24 protein-coding genes and 1 pseudogene are annotated in these 18,977 nt (G+C 74.6%); 12 read left to right on the top strand and 13 right to left on the bottom strand.

The window, feature by feature from the left end; genetic code table 11:
* Positions 1–2: 2 nt before the first annotated feature.
* Positions 3–367, bottom strand: a pseudogene (locus ABFY03_RS31530) (hypothetical protein); the annotation flags it as partial.
* A gap of 97 nt (positions 368–464) precedes the next feature.
* Here ABFY03_RS31530 and ABFY03_RS31525 point away from each other — a divergent pair.
* The 3 genes from ABFY03_RS31525 (at position 465) to ABFY03_RS31515 (ending at position 1,975) form a co-directional block, all read left to right on the top strand.
* Positions 465–662 carry a hypothetical protein gene (locus tag ABFY03_RS31525; protein WP_346172381.1) on the top strand — a complete coding sequence of 66 codons (198 nt, stop codon included), beginning with the start codon at positions 465–467 and terminating at the stop codon, positions 660–662.
* 104 nt (positions 663–766) lie between these two features.
* Entirely contained in the window at positions 767–1,186 is a 420-nt protein-coding gene (locus tag ABFY03_RS31520; protein ID WP_346171420.1) for a hypothetical protein, read from the top strand.
* 84 nt (positions 1,187–1,270) lie between these two features.
* Positions 1,271–1,975: a DUF6766 family protein gene (locus ABFY03_RS31515; RefSeq protein ID WP_319010387.1), complete on the top strand. Its 705-nt coding sequence runs from the start codon at positions 1,271–1,273 to the stop codon at positions 1,973–1,975.
* A 16-nt stretch (positions 1,976–1,991) separates the two neighbouring features.
* On the opposite strand, the gene ABFY03_RS31510 is transcribed toward ABFY03_RS31515, so the two are convergent.
* The 7 genes from ABFY03_RS31510 to ABFY03_RS31480 form a co-directional block, all read right to left on the bottom strand.
* Positions 1,992–2,834 (bottom strand): metallophosphoesterase family protein, encoded by an 843-nt coding sequence (locus ABFY03_RS31510; RefSeq protein WP_346171419.1) that lies wholly within the window; start codon positions 2,832–2,834, stop codon positions 1,992–1,994.
* A complete protein-coding gene (locus ABFY03_RS31505; protein WP_346171418.1) occupies positions 2,831–3,193 on the bottom strand; it encodes a BON domain-containing protein in 363 nt (120 codons plus the stop codon). Before ABFY03_RS31505 ends, ABFY03_RS31510 begins: the two co-directional genes overlap by 4 nt.
* Positions 3,186–3,848, bottom strand: coding sequence for a nucleotidyltransferase family protein (locus ABFY03_RS31500; RefSeq protein WP_319010384.1), 663 nt, complete (start codon positions 3,846–3,848; stop codon positions 3,186–3,188). The genes ABFY03_RS31505 and ABFY03_RS31500 overlap by 8 nt, the downstream gene beginning before the upstream one ends.
* Complete coding sequence (locus ABFY03_RS31495; protein WP_346171417.1) at positions 3,845–4,867, bottom strand: iron-containing redox enzyme family protein; 1,023 nt, start codon at positions 4,865–4,867, stop codon at positions 3,845–3,847. The genes ABFY03_RS31500 and ABFY03_RS31495 overlap by 4 nt, the downstream gene beginning before the upstream one ends.
* A gap of 46 nt (positions 4,868–4,913) precedes the next feature.
* A complete protein-coding gene (locus ABFY03_RS31490; RefSeq protein WP_319010382.1) occupies positions 4,914–5,201 on the bottom strand; it encodes a CDGSH iron-sulfur domain-containing protein in 288 nt (95 codons plus the stop codon).
* A gap of 125 nt (positions 5,202–5,326) precedes the next feature.
* Positions 5,327–6,019: an HAD family hydrolase gene (locus tag ABFY03_RS31485; RefSeq protein WP_346171416.1), complete on the bottom strand. Its 693-nt coding sequence runs from the start codon at positions 6,017–6,019 to the stop codon at positions 5,327–5,329.
* Between the two features lie 24 nt (positions 6,020–6,043).
* Entirely contained in the window at positions 6,044–6,766 is a 723-nt protein-coding gene (locus ABFY03_RS31480) for a HemK2/MTQ2 family protein methyltransferase (protein ID WP_346171415.1), read from the bottom strand.
* A gap of 194 nt (positions 6,767–6,960) precedes the next feature.
* On the opposite strand from ABFY03_RS31480, the gene ABFY03_RS31475 reads away from it, so the two are divergent.
* The gene (locus ABFY03_RS31475; RefSeq protein ID WP_346171414.1) at positions 6,961–7,545 is read left to right on the top strand and encodes an SRPBCC family protein; all 585 of its coding nucleotides are present in this window, start codon (positions 6,961–6,963) and stop codon (positions 7,543–7,545) included.
* A 2-nt stretch (positions 7,546–7,547) separates the two neighbouring features.
* Positions 7,548–7,979 carry a hypothetical protein gene (locus ABFY03_RS31470; RefSeq protein ID WP_319010378.1) on the top strand — a complete coding sequence of 144 codons (432 nt, stop codon included), beginning with the start codon at positions 7,548–7,550 and terminating at the stop codon, positions 7,977–7,979.
* An 89-nt stretch (positions 7,980–8,068) separates the two neighbouring features.
* On the opposite strand, the gene ABFY03_RS31465 is transcribed toward ABFY03_RS31470, so the two are convergent.
* From ABFY03_RS31465 to ABFY03_RS31455, 3 genes are all read right to left on the bottom strand, one after another.
* Positions 8,069–9,268: an MFS transporter gene (locus ABFY03_RS31465; protein WP_346171413.1), complete on the bottom strand. Its 1,200-nt coding sequence runs from the start codon at positions 9,266–9,268 to the stop codon at positions 8,069–8,071.
* 88 nt (positions 9,269–9,356) lie between these two features.
* Positions 9,357–9,902 (bottom strand): precorrin-3B C(17)-methyltransferase, encoded by a 546-nt coding sequence (locus ABFY03_RS31460; protein WP_319010376.1) that lies wholly within the window; start codon positions 9,900–9,902, stop codon positions 9,357–9,359.
* A gap of 70 nt (positions 9,903–9,972) precedes the next feature.
* A complete protein-coding gene (locus ABFY03_RS31455) occupies positions 9,973–10,257 on the bottom strand; it encodes a hypothetical protein (protein ID WP_319010375.1) in 285 nt (94 codons plus the stop codon).
* Between the two features lie 146 nt (positions 10,258–10,403).
* Here ABFY03_RS31455 and ABFY03_RS31450 point away from each other — a divergent pair, with 146 nt between their 5' ends.
* Positions 10,404–10,940, top strand: coding sequence for a cysteine hydrolase family protein (locus ABFY03_RS31450; RefSeq protein WP_319010374.1), 537 nt, complete (start codon positions 10,404–10,406; stop codon positions 10,938–10,940).
* Positions 10,941–10,979: 39 nt separating this feature from the next.
* On the opposite strand, the gene ABFY03_RS31445 is transcribed toward ABFY03_RS31450, so the two are convergent.
* Both ABFY03_RS31445 and ABFY03_RS31440 read right to left on the bottom strand, forming a co-directional pair.
* Positions 10,980–11,198 (bottom strand): hypothetical protein, encoded by a 219-nt coding sequence (locus tag ABFY03_RS31445; protein ID WP_319010373.1) that lies wholly within the window; start codon positions 11,196–11,198, stop codon positions 10,980–10,982.
* 73 nt (positions 11,199–11,271) lie between these two features.
* Positions 11,272–12,546 (bottom strand): MDR family MFS transporter, encoded by a 1,275-nt coding sequence (locus ABFY03_RS31440; protein WP_319010372.1) that lies wholly within the window; start codon positions 12,544–12,546, stop codon positions 11,272–11,274.
* A gap of 554 nt (positions 12,547–13,100) precedes the next feature.
* On the opposite strand from ABFY03_RS31440, the gene ABFY03_RS31435 reads away from it, so the two are divergent.
* The 6 genes from ABFY03_RS31435 to ABFY03_RS31410 are packed head-to-tail and all read left to right on the top strand — an operon-like array spanning position 13,101 to position 18,944.
* Entirely contained in the window at positions 13,101–13,577 is a 477-nt protein-coding gene (locus ABFY03_RS31435; protein WP_319010371.1) for a hypothetical protein, read from the top strand.
* An 8-nt stretch (positions 13,578–13,585) separates the two neighbouring features.
* Positions 13,586–14,059 (top strand): GNAT family N-acetyltransferase, encoded by a 474-nt coding sequence (locus ABFY03_RS31430; protein WP_319010370.1) that lies wholly within the window; start codon positions 13,586–13,588, stop codon positions 14,057–14,059.
* Positions 14,056–15,708 (top strand): amino acid adenylation domain-containing protein, encoded by a 1,653-nt coding sequence (locus tag ABFY03_RS31425; protein WP_346171412.1) that lies wholly within the window; start codon positions 14,056–14,058, stop codon positions 15,706–15,708. Before ABFY03_RS31430 ends, ABFY03_RS31425 begins: the two co-directional genes overlap by 4 nt.
* Positions 15,701–16,651, top strand: a complete 951-nt coding sequence (locus ABFY03_RS31420; protein WP_346171411.1) for an alpha/beta hydrolase fold domain-containing protein — start codon at positions 15,701–15,703, stop codon at positions 16,649–16,651. Before ABFY03_RS31425 ends, ABFY03_RS31420 begins: the two co-directional genes overlap by 8 nt.
* Positions 16,648–18,243 (top strand): AMP-binding protein, encoded by a 1,596-nt coding sequence (locus ABFY03_RS31415; protein ID WP_346171410.1) that lies wholly within the window; start codon positions 16,648–16,650, stop codon positions 18,241–18,243. The genes ABFY03_RS31420 and ABFY03_RS31415 overlap by 4 nt, the downstream gene beginning before the upstream one ends.
* Entirely contained in the window at positions 18,240–18,944 is a 705-nt protein-coding gene (locus ABFY03_RS31410; RefSeq protein WP_319010366.1) for a rhodanese-like domain-containing protein, read from the top strand. The genes ABFY03_RS31415 and ABFY03_RS31410 overlap by 4 nt, the downstream gene beginning before the upstream one ends.
* The last annotated feature ends 33 nt before the right edge of the window (positions 18,945–18,977 follow it).

Genomic DNA, 18,977 nt, shown 5'->3' with positions numbered 1-18,977 from the left:
CGTCACCACCTTTCGTGGTGACGCCGGTTCGGCGTGTCCTGGGCTTCGCGCCGCCGCACCGCCTCGGCGATCCAGGTGCGGGCGTACGGGGAGGTGCGGCCCGGCGAGGTGGGGTAGTCCTCGTCCTCCAGGACCTCCAGGCGTGCGCCGATGGCGAGGGTGTTCGACGCCGATCCGGGCGAGGCAGTGGTTCATCGACCCCTGGAACCGGTCGGGGGCGTCCTTCGTCTCCGCCTCGACGGTGTCGAGCAGGCCAGTCGTGGACCTCGGGGGCGCGGGCCTCGCGGAGCATGGCGTCGAGTGCGGCGAGGCCGAAGGCCCGGGGGCGGCAGACGAGAGTGGCGAGGGGCCGGGCTGCGGTGTCGCCGGCCGGCCGTCTCCGGTGCCCCGGGCGCGGCTGACGCGCGGCGTACCGGGTAGACGCGGTGCAGGAACGAGATCGAGCCGGGAAGGCGGCGAGGACGATGCGAGGGCATCCGCGGAGCGGGGCGGCCGACCCGGGGACGAGCTGCCGGCCCAGGCTCACCGACGAGGAGTTCCGGAGCCTGATGCGGGAGGCCAGGTCCCTGGCGCGCCGCCGGATGCTCGGGAGACCGGCGCCCGGTGACAGCGATTTCGCGCACCGCACCCAGCACGCGGAGTTCGGCGCGGCGGCCCACTGAGGCCGCCGCGCGGGGGCGATCGGGTGAAGCCGCCCCGGCGCGCCGCCCGGCGTCTCGGGGCCGCGCGGCCCGGGCGGGCAGGGTGGGGGCATGACGGTGGCCGCATGACGGGAACGACGACGGTCCGGCGCGTGTCCGGTGCCCTGCTGGCCGTGCTGCTGCTCGGCGGCTGCGGGGCGCCCGCGGCGCGCGAGGACGGCGCGACCGACGCCGGGCGGCGGTTCGCCGCCGCGCTGTCGGCCGGTGACTACCGGACCGGGTGCGGGCTGCTCGCCCCGGAGACCCGTGAGCAGGTCGAGGAGGACGGGCGGACGCCGTGCCCGGTCGGGCTGCGCGAGGCGGGGCTGCCGACGGCGGGGCTCGCGCGCGGCGTCGACGTCTACGGGCGCGAGGCGCTGCTCCGGATGACGGGCGACACGCTGTTCCTGTCCCAGTTCGACGCGGGCTGGCGGGTGACGGCCGCCGGCTGCGAGGAACCGGGCTCGGAGGACGAACCGTACCGCTGCTCGGTGAAGGGAGGCTGACGGCATGAGGGCCGTGTTCCTCGGCTGTGTCGTGACGATCCTGGGCGGTCTCGCCTACTTCACGGTGATCGGGGCGATGCACCGGTGACGCCCGGAAGCGCGGACCGCGACGGGTCCCCCGGCTTCTGGCGGTCGAACAGCCTCACCCTCGTCTTCGGCGCGGCGTTCTTCGTCGTCCTCGCCGGCCAGGCGGTCGCCGGACGCGCCGAGTTCAACGAGCAGCTGGCGGTGGCGGGGCTCCAGCAGGTCGGCTTCGGCGCCTATCTGGCCTCCTCGGACTTCGCCGTGGACGTCACCGAGAACTGGCAGTCGGAGTTCCTCCAGTTCTTCCTGTACGTGTACGGGACGGTGTACCTGCTCCAGCGCGGCTCCCCGGAGTCCAAGCCCCTCGACCGGGCGGGGACGGAGAGCGAGCGGTACCAGCGGATGGGCCCGCACGCGCGGTCGGACTCGCCGCGCTGGGCGGGGACGAGGGACTGGCGGCAGACCCTGTACTCGCGCTCCCTGGGCCTGGTCATGGGCGCGTTCTTCCTGGGGTCCTGGTTCGCCCAGTCGGTCTCCGGCGTCTCCGCGTACAACGGGGAGCGGCTGCGGCAGCTCCAGGCGCCGATCGACTGGGGCGCGTACCTCGTCTCGGCCGACTTCTGGAACCGTTCGCTGCAGAACTGGCAGTCGGAACTCCTCGCCGTCGCGGCCATGGCCGTCCTCTCCGTCTACCTCCGCCAGCGCGGCTCCCCGGAGTCCAAGCCGGTCGGCGCCGCGCACACCTCGACCGGCGTCGAGGGCTGAGGCCGGTCCCGGCCGGTCAGTGGTGGGCGTAGCGGTCCGGGAGCGGCACGGAGTCGGACGGGGTCGCGGACGCCGTGGAGGCGCCCGGCCGGTGGCCGTCGAGGGGCAGGCGGTAGAGGGCGAAGGCGTGGTCGATCACGGGCTGGGCGACGTTCCGGACCCGGACTCCCCCGGCGGTCATGCCGTGCTCGGTGCCGAGGTGGGCGTGGCCGTGGACGGCCAGGTCGGCGCCGTGGGCGTCGATGGCCTCGGCGAGGAGGTAGCTGCCGAGGAAGGGATAGATCTCGGGCGGCTCGCCCGCGAGGGTGTCGGGGACCGGGGAGAAGTGCGTGAGCGCGATGCGGACGGCGCAGCCGTGCTCGGTCAGTTCGGCGAGGGCGCCGGCGAGCCGTTCGGCGCTGTGCCGGGTCGTCCGGACGAACGCCTTCATCTCGGGCTCGCCGAACTCGCCCGCGCTGCGGCCGACGAAACCGCCGCAGAAGCCCTTCACCCCGGCGACGCCGACCTTGTGACCGTCGACGGGCAGGACGACGCTGTCGCCCTCCAGGACGTGCACGCCGGCGTCGCGGAGCACCCGGGCGACGTCGTCCGGTGCGTCCGCGTGGTGGTCGTGGTTGCCGAGGACGGCGACGACGGGGACGCCGAGGGAGGCGACCTCGCCCGCCACCACCTCGGCCTCGGCCACGGAGCCGTGCCGGGTCAGGTCGCCAGCGAGCAGCAGCAGGTCGGCGCAGTCGGGAAGGGTCTCGAAGGCGGGGCGGAGCAGGCCCGCGCAGCCCTCGCCGAGGTGGATGTCGCCGACGGCGGCGACGCGGACGGCGGAGTGCGGGGCGGTCCGGTCCGGTTCGACGAGGGTCATGGCAGTTCCTCCCCGTGGTCCGGGGCGTCGTGGCCGGCGACGGCGAGCTCCGCCCGTACGGTGACGCCGCCGAGGGTGTCGCGGGCGAGGTCCACGATCTCCTCGCGCCGGGCGGCGTCGGTCACCGTCCCGGTGAGCAGGACGGTTCTGCCGCGCCACTCCGCCCGGACGCCGAGCTCGGCCTGCCCGTCCGTGGCGAGCCGCTCCCGCAGCAGGGCGAGGCGGTACTCGTCCACGGCGGGCTCCGGCAGGGAGGCCGACGACCGCCCGCCGGCGTCCGGCGCCCTCTCGTACCGCACCGGTGCGGGGCGCCCTGCTCCGGCGGAGGCGTGCTCGGGGCGCTCGGGCCGGTCAGTCACGGCGGTCCGCCTCCTCCCGGGTCGGCTCGGTCTGCGGGAGGACGCCCAGGAGGCCGAGCAGGTAGAGGAAGGCCACCGCCATGGGATGGTCGCGGGTCTCCTCGCGGACCCGGTCCCAGTCGACGCGTTCCCGCAGGCCGCGGGCGACCGGCAGCAGGGCGCCGTAGTCGCAGTGGTGCTCGGAGAGCGCCGCGAGACGGCAGGTCATCAGGTCGGTCGGGTCGATCACCGGCAGGTGGACGGAGTCGACGGGGAGGGTCCAGGCCCGGTCGAGGAGTTCCCTGGTGACGGGCCGGCCGGCGAGGGAGAAGATCAGGTCGATCTGCTCGCCGCCGCTGCGGGCCTTGACCAGCCAGTCCTCGGGCGGGTCGACGATCCGGATGCCGCGGTCGCGCAGCAGTTGGACGACGGTCTCGGAGTCCTCCGCGCGCAGCGCGAAGTCGGCGTCGTGCTGGAGCCGGACCGGGATGCCGTACGCGTAGGCGGCGACGCTGCCGACGAGGGCGAAGGGGCAGCCGGAGCCCTTGAGGACGGCGCCGACCTCCTTGGTGACCTCCAGGATGGCCTGGGTGTGGTCGGGCGGCAGTGCCTCGGCGACCCGGCCGCCGCCTCCCGGCGCGTCCCCGGTGTGGGTGGCGTGTGCCATGAGGTTCATGTCTCCTCCTCGATGGGGGCCCGCAGGGCGCTGGCGCCGGAGCGCCAGGCGTCCGTGACGGCCCGGCCGAGGGTGTCCTCCAGGAAGATCGTGGCCCGCGCGCCGAAGGCGACGTCGGCGGCCAGTCCGGGTTCCTCGTCGAGCAGGCCGCCGACGACCTCGCGCCGGACCAGCTGCTCGTGCACGGCGTCGGCCTCGACGTGCTCGTCGTAGAAGCGGGCCGCCTCCTCGCCCGCACCGCACCGGCGCAGGGCGGCGGCGAGCCAGGAGGCGGCGGGCGGCGAGGTGATCTCCAGGACGGCGAAGTGGCCGATGAGGGAGCCCCGGTGGGCCCGGTGGAGCCCGAACAGCGACATCACGTTGCCTGCGGCCAGGGCGGGCGCCCCGACGGCCGGCAGATAGTGCCCGTAGTCCGGTACGAGGTCGAGCGCGCGCATCAGGTCGGCGTAGAGCCGGGCGTGCACCCGCTCCTGCCGGCCGCAGCCGAACTCGTCGTACAGCACGGCCGCCATGCCCGCCTTGGCACGGCCCCGGAGCCGGGGCAGCACCCAGGCGTGCGGATCGGACTCCCGCAGCTGGTGCACGGAACGCAGCACCGCGTACTCCCGCAGCAGCTCGATCGTGCCGTGGCGCAGCAGGTGGCGGGAGACGCCCCGGCCGTCGGGCGGCTCGGTCAGCAGGCCGTCGAAGACCTCGGCGGGCGACACGGTGCCGGGGCAGGCGTCCCGCAGCGCCGAGACGAAGCCGCCCTCCAGGAGGGCCCGCAGACGCAGCAGCCCGAGGTCCCACTCGGCGGAGTCGGGCACGTGCGCGAAGCCGCGGTAGTGGAGCTCGTAGCAGAGGTGGAGGGCCAGCTGGACGTCCTCGCCGAACGGATCGGCGGCCAGGACGGCGTCGGCGCCGGGCAGCGGGCCGGACCGGCCGCCGAGGCGGGCGGTCACGGCGGCGGAGAGCTCCCCTCGGGCCGGGGGCAGGGCGGGCGCCCCGGTGTCGGCGGCGGTCGGAGCGGTGATCGTCATGGCTCGGGTCTCCTCGGTCTGGGGCGGGCGCCTGGGCGCGGGGGCGTCAGGCGGCCGGCTCGGGGCCTTCGGTCCGGCGGGCGCGGGCCCGCCGGCGGTGGCTGGTGTCGCAGAACGGATCACGCAGACTGCGCCGGCACCGGCACAGCGCGACGACGGGGCGGTCGCTGCGGCGCACGGTCCCGTCGGGCATCACGATCTCCACGGGGCCGTCGATCAGCAGCGGGCCCTCCCCGAGGGGGGTGACCCGGACGGCCCGGACGCCGGGCCGCGGGGGGCCGGGGTCCCGGTCCGCCGGGTCGGGGGCCGGTTGCTGCTCGTGCACGGTTTCCACGGCGTACCTCCGGGGGCGAGGCCGGGGGACGGAGTCGTCGGTACGGCTCCGGTCCCCCGGGGACGGATGCATGGGCGCCTGCCCTGTCTCGGGCCCTCCATGCCCGGACGGCGGCGCGGCCCTGGTCAGCGCGGGGGCCGGGCGAGGGGGCCGGAGTCGAGGTGGCGGAGGAGGGTGAGCGCGTCGTCGTGGACGACGACGGCGCCGGCGTCCTCCAGTTCCCTGCGGGTCGTGCCGCCGGTGAGGAGTCCGATGCAGGGCACGCCGGCCCGTCCGGCGGACTCGACGTCCCACACGGTGTCGCCGACGAGGACGGCGTCCTCGGGTTCGGCGCCCATCTTGTCCAGGGCGGCCCGCACCAGGTCCGGGGCGGGTTTGGTGGCGGTGACGTCGGCGCTGGAGGTGGCCGTGTCGATGACGTCGTCGGCGTCGAGCCGGGCGCGGACGGCGGCCACCTCCTCCTCGGAGGCGGAGCTGGCCAGCACGATCCGCCAGCCCCGGGCGGCGGTGGCGCGCAGCAGCTCGGCGGCGCCGTCGAAGGGGGCCAGCGAGTCGAACCAGGTGGCGTAGAGGGTGCCGTGGGCGTCCGCGACGGCGGCGTCCTCGTCGTGGCTGCGGCCGGTGCCGAGCACGGCGTCGAGGAGCCGGTCGGCGCCCATGCCGACGGCCCGGTGGATCCGGGCCATCGGCACCGTGTGGCCGTGCTGCCGCAGGGCCATCCACCAGGTGAGGGTGTGCAGGTAATTGGTGTCGACGAGGGTGCCGTCGACGTCGAACAGGGCGACGCCGCGGGCCTGGGGTGCGGAGTGCGGGGTCATCGCGTCTCCCGGGGGCGGAGGGGGTCACCGGGCCGGGCCGTGGTCGGCCACCGGCGCGGCGCGCCTGCCCGGGCGGGGGCGGGCCATGCGGGCGTCGGCGGCGTGGACGGCGCGGATCACCACGAGCCGCTCGGTGCGGGTGCCCGGTGCGACGATGCCGCGCGCCTCGAACCAGTCGGCCCGGGCCGTCATCACCGGCCCGAACGGCTGCTCCCGGCTCGCGACGACCCGGGCCCGCAGGCCGGCGGCGTCCAGCGCGGCGAGCGTGTCGCCGACGCCGCTGAGCGAGGACTGGACGAGGAGCAGGACGCCGTCGGGAGCGAGGACGGCGGGTGCGTCGCGGCAGATCCGGTCGAGGAGCAGCCGCCCGTCGTGGCCGGCGTCCCAGGCCCGCGCGGGTCCCGAGACGGGCGCGTCCGGCGAGGGCGCGGGGACGTAGGGCGGATTGGCGGTCACCAGGTCGAACCTCTCCCCCGCGACGGGGGCGGCGAGGTCGCCCCGCAGCACCCGTACCCGGCAGCGGCGCAGCCGGGCGTTGCGGCGCGCGGCGGTCACGGCGGCCGGCGCGATGTCGGCGGCGGTCGCCCGGGCGCCCCGGCGGGCCGCCGCGATGGCGAGGACGCCGGTGCCGGTGCACAGGTCGAGGGTGCGGGCGCCGCGCGCCAGGCGTTCGCGGGCGAGGCTCTCCAGGAGCAGGGCGGTGTCGCCCTGGGGCGCGTACACCCCGTTCGGTCTGATCATCGTCATGGCTGCGTCCGGTGGTCGTCGTGGGCCTCGGCCGGCCGTCGTCGTGGGGTCGACCGGTCTCGCGGCGTCGTGGCGAGAGCGCGGATACCCGCTCCCCGGCCGGGCACGCGCGCGTGGCGGTGGTGGTTACGGCCGGTGGAGGCGGGTAGCCGCCCGCCGACGGGCACTGCACCGACACGACGCGAAACAGGGAGATGACCGAGATGGTGCACGACACGATCGAGGTGGAGGCCCCGCTGCGCGAGGTCTACGACCAGTGGACGCAGTTCGAGGAGTTCCCCCGCTTCATGGACGGCGTCGAGGAGGTGCAGCAGCTCGACGACCGGCTCTGCCACTGGCGGACCAAGATCGCGGGGGCGACCCGTGAGTTCGACACCGAGATCGTCGACCAGCTGCCGGACGAGCGCATCGCCTGGCGGACGGTGGGCGGCGACGTGAAGCAGAAGGGGGTCGTCACCTTCGAGAAGGTGGACGACGCGCACACGCGCGTGCACCTCAGCATGGAGGTGGAGGCCTCCGGCATGGCCGACCGGGCGGCGAAGGCGATGGGGGTGGTGGAGAGCCGGATCGAAGGCGACCTGCACCGGTTCAAACACTTCATCGAGGACCGCGACCGGGCGACCGGCGGCTGGCGCGGACGGCTCCGTCCCGGCGAGAGCGCGGGCGCGGCCACGCCGCCCGATCCCGCGACCCCGACCGACGGCATCCCCCCGCACGGCATGCCGCCGTCCGAGGAGATGCCGCGCCACGACCGTCCCCCGTACGCGGGTCCCGCCTAGCCATGTCCGGTTCCCCAGGCTCACCCCTCCTCCTCCTGGACGTGTCGCTGCACACGGAGGAACAGGGCCGCCTCCCGGTGGCCCCGGTCGGCGGCGGGGCGGACGCCGTGCCGCTGGTCCTCGGGGAGGGCACGGTGGCGAGCCTGGGGCTGACCTTCCGGCTGGACGGCGAGGTGGACGGGCTGACCTTCGAGGAGGAGCGCGCCCGGGACGGCCGGGTCCTGGCCACCACCCGGACGCTGCTCGGCGACTTCCGGCGCGGCGGTCCGTACGAGGTGTGGCTCCCGCCCCAGCGCTGGCCGGTGGGACGCGTGCACTGCGGCGTCTACCGGATCACCGGCCGGCTGCTCGACGGGGCCGGGCGGGAGCTGGCCCTCGAGAACCACGACCTGCGCCTGGTCCACCTGAGCGGCACCCCGACGGCGCCCGCGTGACGCGGGCGCGCGTTCCGCTGGGCGGTGCCCACCCTGCACGTCCGGCTTCCGCGCCGGGCCCGGGACGGGCACCGCCCGGCGGAACGGGTTCAGGGGGTGGCGCGCGCGCGTGTTCGGGCTCGGTGGAGGAGGTAGGTGCCTGCCGTGGCGGCCAGGACGAGCATGCAGGCGATGAAGACGATGCCCGCGCCCTCCAGGCCCAGGGGGTCCGCCAGGAGGCCGACGCCGATCACCGGGATCGAGATGCCGGTGTACGCGACGACGAACAGGGACGAGATGACGGCGGCCCGCCGGTCGGGCGGGGACGCGGCGGCCACGGCGGAGAGCGCGGCGCGGAAGGCGAGGCCCTGTCCGGTGCCGCCGACGAGGGCGGCGAGGACCACGTACACCAGGTGGTCGGTGGCGAGGGCGGCGGCGAGCAGCACGAGGCCGGCGAAGAGGACCGCGCAGCCCAGCGGCAGCGAGCGCGTGGCGCCGACGCGGCCCGCGGCGACCTGCCCCGCCGTCGAGGCGAAGAAGGCGAGGGCGACGACGAGGCCGCTGACGGCGTGGTTGTCGACGTGCAGGTAGCGGGCGAGGAAGGCGGGGCTCACGGAGGTGAAGACGCCGAAGAGCGCGAAGCCGACGAAGGAGGCGACGGCCGCCGGCACGAACACCGCCCGCACGCGCGCGGGGAGGGTGGGTTTCCGGGGCCGTACGGCACGGAGGGGCCGACGTTCCGCGACCGTCTCGGGCAGCCGCTGGAGGACGAGGGCCGAGACCGCGACGAGGGCGAGGTGGACGGCGAAGGGCAGCAGCAGCGGCTCGGGGGCGTACTCGGCGAGGAGCCCGGCGAGGAGGGGGCCGCAGCCGAGGCCGCCCATGTTGGCGGCGGTGGCGACGAGGGTGGCGCGGGCGGCGCCGTCGGGCGGGGCGAGTTCCATGACGTACGCGGTGGCGGCGCCGGTGAAGAGGCCCGCCGACAGTCCCGACAGCAGCCGGCCCGCGTACAGCCAGCCCAGCGCGTCGGCGCACAGGAAGCAGACGGCGCTGGCCGCCGCGAAGGCGAGTCCCCAGCCGAGGGTGGGGCGCCGGCCGATGGTGTCGGAGGCGTTGCCGGCGAGGAGCAGCACGCCGATGACCCCGAAGGCGTACACGGCGTAGACCACCGTGACGGTGAGTTCGGAGAAGCCGAACTCCTCCTGGTACAGGGGGTAGAGCGGGGTCGGGAGCGTGGTGCCGGCCATGCACACCACGAACACCGCCCCGGCGAGCAGACAGGGCAGCCATCCGCGTCGGTCACCGGCCATACCGGCGACCGTAACCCGCCCGGCGCCGCGGGGCCGGGCAGCACGCCGGGCCCTCGCGTCGCACGGGGGCGGCCGACGCCGTCGTACGTCAGTGGCCGCCGAGGCCCGGCAGGCAGGTGCCGTCCATGGTCCGGCCGGAGACCTCGGCGGTGACGGTCCCGGAGTCGGTGACCTGGCCCTTGACGCAGACCTTTCCGGTGCCGCCGGCGACGGCCAGGTTCCGGAGCGTGGGACCGGCCTGGGCGCCGGCGCGGTATTCGACGTCGTTCGGCTTCAGGCCGAGGGCGGCGGCGACGGCGGCCCGCACCTCCGTCTCCCCGGGACTTCCGGTCGCCAGCTCCCGCAGGACGGTGCCGAGCCGGTCCGCCTTCTGCTGCTCGCCGGCCCGTTCCTGCTCGGTGAGTTCCATCTCCTGGCGGTACGCATGGTTCTCCCGGTACTTGCTCGCGGGGTCCTGCGGGATGCACGCCGTCCCCGGCGGGAGCTGCGGCTCCGGCGGGCTCGGGCAGAACCGCATGCCCTCCCCGGACGGGGTGGCGGCGGCGCGCGGGTCGGCGGAGGGTTCGGCGCAGCCGGTGACGAGCGCGGCGAGGAGGGCGGCGCCGGCGGCGGCGCGGGGCAGGTGTCGACGCATGCCGCCATCCTGGCCGCCGCTGTCGGCGGGGCCGTCGGCCGCCCCCCGGACGTGACCGTTCCGTGTCCGGTCAGGCGGCGCCCGGCGCCCAGAAGTTGTGGGCCTCGGCAACCCGGGGCGGGGGCTGGTCCGCCCAGCCGAGGTCGGCCGCGACGGGCATGACCTTGTCGCCGAACGCCTTCATCTGCGCTTCGCTCGCCCAGACGTCGAAGATCTCCAGGCCGCTGTCGGTTCCCACGCACGTGTGGGAGAGGCAGCCGTCGAAGATGCCGGGGATCGTCTGGAGTTTGGCGTTGAGCGCGTCGTACTGGTCCGTGGTGACTCCGTCGAGGACGGCGTGGACGAGGATCGGCATGATCCCTCCTCCTCGTGAGGCGACGGTCCGCCCCCTCCCTCCCAGGACACCACGCCGGGCCGGGGACGGCACCCGCTCCGGGTGCGCGCCGGCGGCCGGGCCGGTATGCCGGAGGTACCGGTAGGCGGAGGAGGAGGGTGGCTCGCATGGCTCGCTCGGCGCTCGTCGTGATCGACATGCTGAACACGTACGCGCACGAGGACGCGGAGCGGCTGGTGCCGTCGGTGGCGGCGGCGCTGCCCGCGATCGTGGACCTGCTGCGGCGGGCGCGGGCGGCGGGGACGCCGGTGGTGTACGCCAACGACAACTTCGGCGACTGGCGCTCGCACCACGGGGAGATCCTGGACCTGGCGCTCGGGGGCCGTCATCCGGAGCTGGTCGAGCCGGTGCGGCCGGACGAGGAGGCGCTGTTCGTGGTGAAGGCGCGGCACTCGGTGTTCTACGAGACGCCGCTGGAGTACCTGCTCCGCTCGCTGGACGTGACGGATCTGGTGCTGACCGGTCAGGTCACCGAGCAGTGCGTGCTCTACTCGGCGCTGGACGCGCACATCCGGCACCTGGACGTGACGGTGCCCCGGGACGCGGTCGCCCACATCCACGAGGACCTGGCGCGGGCGGCGCTGCGGATGATCGAGCGGAACATGGGCGGCCGGATCGTCGACGCCGCCGACGTCGCGTTCTGACCGCGCCCCGCGCCCGCTGACCGCCCCCGGCCGGTCGCGTCAGATGCCGAAGCCCAGGAGGGCCACCTCCAGCGGGAGCGCGGGGCGCTCGGGGAGGGCGGGCGGTTCCTCGCCGCGGCCGGTGTGGGTGGGGCGGACCGGGCGGAGCGCTGCCACGCCGTCGGCGGCCCAGCCGGCTCCGGTGGCGGGCAGGGAGAGCGTCATCCTCCGGCCGTCGGGCAGGGTCGTCTCCAGGGTGGTCGGGTCGTTCGTCCGCATGGCACCTCGCTCGGGTCGCGCGCCGCTTCTGGAGGGAAGGACGGCCGGGCGGGCGGAGGAGTTCCCTCCGGGTTCAGCCCGCTTCGGGGGCGGGGGACGTCGTGGCGGGTTCCGGCCGCTCCTCGCGTTCCCTGGCGGCGACGCGGCGGGTGAGACGGGTGCCGATGCCGAGCTGGGCGGCCGCGGCGGCGAGGGCGACGACGAGGCAGCCGAGCCAGAGGGGGGCGGCGCCCCAGGTGTGGATGACCCAGCCGCCGACGAGCGGGGCGACGACGGCGGAGCCGGTCCAGGCGACCTGGTAGAGGCCCTGGTAGCGGCCGCGCAGGTGGTCCGGGGAGATCCGGGCCACGAGCGCGAAGCTGGTGGGGGTGTTGCCGATCTCGCCGAGGGTCCACACGATGATGGAGGCGCCGTAGATCCAGGCGGTGTGGCCGAGGAGGAGGACGGAGTAGCCGACGCCGATCAGCGCGGAGGAGCCGGCGAGCACCCAGGACTCGGGGAAGCGCTTGTAGAGCCGGGTGAGCGGCAGTTGGACGGCGACGATCACGATGCCGTTGAGCGCGGCGACCTGTCCGAAGGTGCTCGGCGAGAACCCGTCCTGGCCCATTGCGATGGGCAGTCCGCTCTCGGACTGGAGCAGGATGGTGAGGACGAGGAACTGGGCGGCGACGAAGGCGACGAAGCTCCGGTCGCGCAGGACGGCGCCGAACCCCTCCGCCTCCTCTTCCCCGGTGGGCGCGGCGGCCCGCGGGCGGCCGGGGACGCGGGTGGCGATCAGGACGGCGCCGATGAGGGTGGTGGCGCCGTTGAGCCAGAACAGCGCGGTGTAGCCGACCAGGGAGACCAGCCCGACGGAGAGCATCGCGATGGAGTAACCGACGTTGATGGCCCAGAAGTTGAGCGAGTAGGCGCGGACCTGGTCCTTGCCCGGGATGACGTCGGCGATGAGCGCGTTGTGGGCGGGCCGGGTGGCGTTGTTGACCACGCCGACGACGAAGGCGCCGACGAGCAGGGCCCATGGGGAGCGGGCGTAGGCGAGGCCGATCATGCTCACGGCGGTGGCGCCGAGGGCGCCGACGAGGGTGGGCTTGTGGCCGAACCGGTCGCCGAGGGCGCCGCCGAACGGTCCCGCGAGGAGGGAGCCGACGCCGATGCCGGCGACGACGGTGCCGGCGAAGGCCGCGCTGCGGTCCAGCTCGTCGGTGATGTAGAAGGCGAGCAGGGGCATCACGAACCCGCAGGCGCGGTTGACGAGTTGGGCGGTCCAGAGCCACCAGAAGCCGGACGGGAGCCCGCCGAAGGTCGCCGCGAGCGAGGTGCGCGCCCTCGTGAGTGGCCGGAATGCCATGCGTGTCCCTTCGTCGTGACGCCGTCGGACCGGGCCGGACGGTACGGGACCGGGGTTCCTCCGGTCCGAACACCGAATGAATACCGGCCGGGGCGGTTCCGCGAAAGGCGGGATCGCGCCACGCGCCTCTCGGACAGCCGCGTGAACCGCCCGTGAAGGGGGAGCGCCGGGGAGTCGGGGATCCTTTCGGTGGAAGAGTGCCGGTGTTCTCCCCTTGGCGCTACCTTGTCCTGCGGGCAGATCGCACAGCAGGCCGCAAGCCTTTGAGAGTTGACGGCGTGTCACGCAAACGGCGAGGTCAGCGGGGTCTTTCGCTGCGCCGTCTCCGTCCCTATGATCGCAGTCGCGCACCGGCCCCATGCACGGATGTACCGCGACATATGAGGATCAGCCAGACCGATCGAACCGCAGGCCGGCACCATGCGGCACGGCGGGGCGCAGGACAGTTCTGCGCGTTGTTCCATGCACTTCCGTACCGCTGATCCGAGACAGCTGGGAGGCGAAGGGCACGTGATCGACAGGGAGCGGGACCCGTGGACGGGGAACGCCGCCGGATGAACCCACTGACCTACACACCGCGCCTGGTGAGGGCGCTCCCGCCGGTGCACGTGAACGGGCGGACGCTGAAGGCCTACGCGATGTTCGCGGACCCGGAGCGGGCCGGCGAGCTGCCGAAGCCGGAGTGGCTGGAGCGGCACGCGGCCACGGTGCTGAGCGAGCCCCCGGGCGAGGGCGACCATCCGGCCGGCTTCCTGATCCTGCACCACGGAGCCGAAGGAACGTATCTGCTGGTGAGCCAGTGGTACGACGCCGACATGCTGAAGCACTGGGTGCGCGGCTCGGTCCCCGGGGCCGGCGGGGACGTGGTCTTCGCGCCCCTCGCCCAGCGCGACCTGATCGCCTGCGTCTGGGAGCTGGAGGTCGTGAAGTTCGAGCGCGACGCCTGGGTGAACACGGTGCTCGCGCGCGGCAGCGTCGACCGGGCGGCCCTCGACGCGTATCTGGACACGACGTTCTCGGGATGGGTGTAGGGGTGGGCGTGAGGCACGACATCGAGGTCCGGCGGATCGAGCCGGACCAGCTGGAGGCGCTGCTCGCGCTCTGCGTCGAGCACGCGGAGTACGAGAAGGCGGACTTCGCCGACGACGGGCAGGTGGAGCGCTGGCGTACGGCGTTCTTCGGCGAGCGGCCCGCGGTGTACGGGTGGCTCGCGCTGGACGGCGGGAAGCCCTGCGGCTTCATGACGGTGACCGTCGAATTCTCCACCTGGAGCGCCGCCCGGTTCGCCCACATGGACTGCCTGTACCTCCAGGAGGCGTACCGCGGGCTCGGGCTCGGACGGGTCTTCCTGGAGCGGCTGCGCGAGTTCGCGCGGGCCGAGGGGTGCGGCTGGGCGGAGTGGCAGACGCCGCGGGACAACGAGCCGGGCATCGGCTTCTACGCGCGGATGGGTGCCCGCTCCAAGGAGAAGGTCCGTTTCACCTACGACGTCGGGATGCGTGACGGCTCGTGACGAAGACGCCCGAACCGAAGGCCCCGCCGGCCCCGCTGCCGCCGTGGTCGATCGACCCCGCCGACCAGGCCGGTCCGGCGCCCGCGCTCGGCGATCTGGTCGGCGCGGCCGCGGCGAACTGGCCGGACCGCGCGGCCCTGCACGACGGCCGGCTCGGCCTGACCTTCGCCGAACTGGAGGAGCGGGCCACCACGCTCGCGGCCTGGCTGGCCGGGCAGGGCGTCGGCCCGGACGACCGGGTGGCGATCCTCGCCGAGAAGAGCGCGCTGATGCCGGTGCTGGCGATCGCGGCGTGGAAGTGCGGCGCCGTCTACGTGCCGCTCGACGGCACGGCCCCGGAGCCGCGGCTGCGCGGACTGCTGGAACGGCTCGACGCGCGGATCGTGCTGGCCCTCGACGATCGGGCGCCGGTCGCCGACGGGGTCCGCTGGGCCGGCCGGGCGGAGCTGGACGCGGTCCTCGCGGGCCCGGCGCGGGAGTGGCCGACCGTGCCGCACCGGCCCGACTCCACGGCGTACATCATCTTCACCTCGGGCTCCACGGGTGAGCCCAAGGGCGTGGAGATCACCGTCGCCAGCCTGGTCGCGTACTTCGGGAACCACAACGAGGTGCTCCGGTTCACCCCCGCCTCGCGGGTGTTCAGCCTCTCGCCGTTCCACTTCGACGTGTCGATCGAGGACACGCTGCTGCCGCTGTCGCTGGGCGCGTACGTCCACCAGTTCGGCGGGATGCACGCCGGAGCGGTCATGCGGGCGTTGATCACCCGCGAGCGGATCACCCATCTGATCGCGGTCTCCACGCTGTTGACGATGATCACCGAGGGCGGGCGGCACGTCACCCGGGAGAACTTCCCGTGCCTGGAGATGGTGATGACGGGCGCGGAGGTCTGCGACCCGGGGGTCATCAACGTCTGGAAGGAAGGCCTGCCCGAGGTCCGGGTGATCAACGTCTACGGGCCGACCGAGACGACGATCGTCTGTGTCGCCCACGAGATCGTGCGGGTGGACCCGGACCGCGTCGGCTCCTATCCGATCGGCCGGCCGCTGCGCGGGGTCGAGGCGCGGATCGTGGACGACGGGTCACCGGTCCACGAGCCGGGCCGGGTCGGGGAGTTGTGGATCGGCGGCGAGCAGGTGATGCGCGGCTACCTCGGCCGGCCGGAGGAGACCGCCCGGCGCGTGGTCGAGGTGGACGGCGTCCGCTACTACCGCACCGGCGACCTCTGCGCGTACGACGAGAACGGCGACATCGTCTTCCGGGGCCGGAACGACGACGAGGTGAAGCTCGCCGGCCGGCGGATCCATCTGGGCGAGATCCGGCAGACCGTGCTGAGCTGCCCCGGCGTCGAGCGGGCGGCCGTCGCGCTGGTCCCCCGGCTGGGCCACGACGTGATCGCCCTGGTGGTGATGGCACCGGACCGGGCGGCGGTGGCGACGGCGGAGAAGCGGCTCGCCGAGCTGCTGCCCGCCTACATGATGCCCAGCGTGATCGCCTGGTCGCCCGAGCTCAGCGTCTCCTCGACCGGCAAGACGGACGAGAAGCTGCTGATGGGACGGCTCGCCGAGGCGGTCCGGGAGGAGAGCGCGACCCGCTTCGCCTTCACCCCGGCCGGGGACGTGAGGCCCGTCGACGGGGGTGGGCATGCCTGAGACGGAGACGGGGGTGGCCACGGCCGGCACGGAGTCGGCGCTGCACCCCGAGTTCGGGCGGCTGGCCGCCGCCCGCCGGATCATGGCGGTACGGGCGTCGACCGGTTCGCTCACGCAGGACCGGGCCAACGCCGAGCGCTGGATCGCCCGCTTCGGCGGCGCCGTCGACCCGGCGGACGGCGCCGCGATCGAGCGGGGGCCGCACTCGGTCACCGTCCGGCCCCCGCGGGAGGACCCGGACAGCCCCTGGGTCGTCTACATCCACGGCGGCGGGATGGTCTACTACTCGACCGACGTCTTCCAGCCCTTCTTACGCACGCTGGCGGGCACCCTGCGGGCGCCCGTGGAGGCGTTCGACTACCCCAAGGCGCCGGAGCACACCGTCGAGGTGGCGGTGGAGCGCCTGGCGGACCACATCGCCGCCCGGTGCGGGGAGTCGACGGGCCGGCCGGTGGTGCTGGCCGGCGACAGCGTCGGCGGACTGCTCGCGCTCTATCTGAGCCTGCGGGTGTCACCCGGGGCGTTCGCGCGGATCGTCCTCCTCTACCCGGTCCTCGACCTGCGGACCGAGCGGGCGTCCTACCGGGCCTTCGGCGAGGGCCACTTCCTCGACCGGGACGCCATGCGGACCTTCCTCTCGTTCCTCGAACCCTTCTTCTCCGCCCGGGACTTCGATCCGATGCGACTGTCGGAGAGCGATCTGGCACGGCTGCCGGGCACCTCGATCGTGACCGCCGGCTGCGACGTCCTCCGGGACGAGGGGATCGCCTGGGCGGAGCTGACCGCCGCCCGCTCGCCCGGTCTGCGGCACCTGCACTTCCCCGATCTCCCGCACGACTTCTGCCTGTACGCCGGCCGGCTGGCCTCGGCGGGAAGCGCGGTCGCCGAGATCGCCCGGACCGCCTTTCCGCTCCCTCCTCTCGACGAACGGGGTCGCTCGTGACCGGAGTCAACGGCGCCGCGGGTCCGCCGCCCGCCCTCGGTGATCTGCTGGCGGGACCGGCCCGCCGCTGGCCGGACCGCGTGGCGATCGACGACGGCGGCGTGCGGCACACCTTCGCCGAGCTCGAGGACGGCGCCCTGAGGATCGCGGCCTGGCTGGAAGGGCAGGGGGTGGGCCCGGGTGACCGGGTCGTGGTCCTCACCGAGACCCGGCCTGTCATGCCCATGATCATCCTGGGCATCTGGAAGCGCGGCGCCGTCCACGTCCCCGTCGACGCGGCGGAACCAGGACCCCGCCTCCACGCGCTGCTCGACCGGCTCCGGCCCGCCGCCGTGGTCACCCCGCCCGGGCGGCCCCCGGTGCTCCCCGGCGTCCCGATGCTCGACGGGGAGGGCCTGGTCGGCGTCCTCCACGGGCCCCCCGTCGCGCACACCACCGTGGCCCACGGGCCGGACGACCTCGCGTACATCGTCTTCGCCTCCGGCGCCACCGGCGAGCCGCAGGGCGCCGAGATCACCGCCGCCGGCCTGGTCGCCCACTTCGCCGGCCACAACGAGGTGCTGGGCCTCACACCCGACTCCCGGGTGCTGTCCCTCTCCCCGTTCCACTTCGACGTGTCGCTGCTGGACACCCTGCTGCCCCTCTCCGTCGGGGCCTTCGTCCACCAGTTCCGCGGCCTCCCGGCCGGCGCCGTCCTCCGCTCCACGCTGGCACGGCAGCGCATCACCCACCTGATCGCCGTCACCATGCTGCTCGCTCTGATCACCGAGGACGGGCGGCATCTCACCCGCGACAAACTGCCTTCTCTGGACGTGGTGATGACGGGCGCTCAGGTCTGCCCGCCGCACGTGCTGCGCTCCTGGACCACGGGGCTCCCCGGGATCCGGCTGGTGCACGCCTTCGGCCCGCCGGAGGCGACGATCTTCGCCCTCACCCACACCGTCGGCACCGGGGACGTCGAGAGCGGCGCTCCCTGTCCGGTCGGCCGGCCCCTGCGGGGCACCCTCGCCAAGCTCGTGCGGGACGGGGCCGAGGTCCGCGGAGCGGGCGCGGAGGGCGAGCTCTGGATCGGCGGCCCCCAGGTCATGCGCGGCTACTTCGACCAGCCCGAGGAGACCGCCCGGCTGGTCGTCGAGGCCGACGGGACCCGCTGGTTCCGCACCGGGGACGTCTGCGCCCACGACGAGGGCGGCGCGCTCGTGCTGCGCCGCCACGCCGACGACCGGATCACCTGGCTCGCGGGGCGCCGCACCCACCTGTACGAGATCGAGCGGGCCGCCCTCGGCTGTCCCGGCGTCGAGCGGGCCACCGCCGCCGTCGTCCCGCGGGGCCGGCGGAACGTCGTCGCCCTCGCCGTCACGGCGAAGGACGCGGGGACGCTCCACGACGTCACCGAGCACCTGCGGGGCCTCCTGCCCGAGCCCCTGCGCCCGGCGGTGCTCGTCCGGACCGTACCGGGTCACGAGCCCGACGCGCCGCTGCTGGTCCAGCGGCTCACGGCGGCGGACGCGCCGCCGTCCTCCCCGTACCTCGACATGTCGGCCGATGGCGCCGTCGAACCCTTCGACGACGCCGACAAGGAGGAGATATGACCACAGCGGTGAACGACCCGGTCAAGGAGAAGGTCGCCGCCTACCTGGAGACGGCGCTCGGGAAGCCGGTGGACCTCGCCCCGCTCCCCGACGCCACCCCGCTCAACACCCTGGGCCTGGACTCCCTGCTCACCATCAGCGTCCTCGTCACCCTCCTGGAGGACGCCGGCGTCGACCTCGGCGAGCACGCGGACTCCCTCGTCACGCCCAGCACCCTCGGCGACCTGTACGCCATCGCCGGCCGGTTCCTGGGCGGGCCGGAGGAGCGGCCCGCCGCCGAGACCGCCGCCGCCGAGCCCCGGGAGCAGAACGACCAGCTCGCCTACTACCAGGCCAAGCTCGCCTACGAGATCGACTCGGCCGACCTCCGCGACGCCCTCGCGGCCGGCCAGGACCTCGTCGTCGTCGACGGGCGCAGCAGCGAGTCGTACGCGGCGGAGCACATCCCCGGCGCGGTCAGCATCCCGCACCGCTCGATCTCCCAGGACTCGCTGGCCGGGCTCTCCCGGGCGCCGCTGTACGTGACGTACTGCGACGGGATCGGGTGCAACGCCTCCACCAAGACGGCGATCAAGCTGGCGACGGCGGGCTTCCGGGTGAAGGAGCTGATCGGCGGCCTCGACTGGTGGAAGCGGGACGGCCACCCGACGGAGGGCCACGCCGCCCCGGAGCACAGCCACCACGCCGGCTGCGGGTGCTGACCGCCGGCGGCCCGGAGCCGACCGGCACGCCCG

It is taken from the genome of Streptomyces roseofulvus (genome assembly GCF_039534915.1).
Lineage (GTDB): Bacteria > Actinomycetota > Actinomycetes > Streptomycetales > Streptomycetaceae > Streptomyces > Streptomyces roseofulvus.
This window is presented reverse-complemented; position numbering and strand designations above follow the sequence as displayed.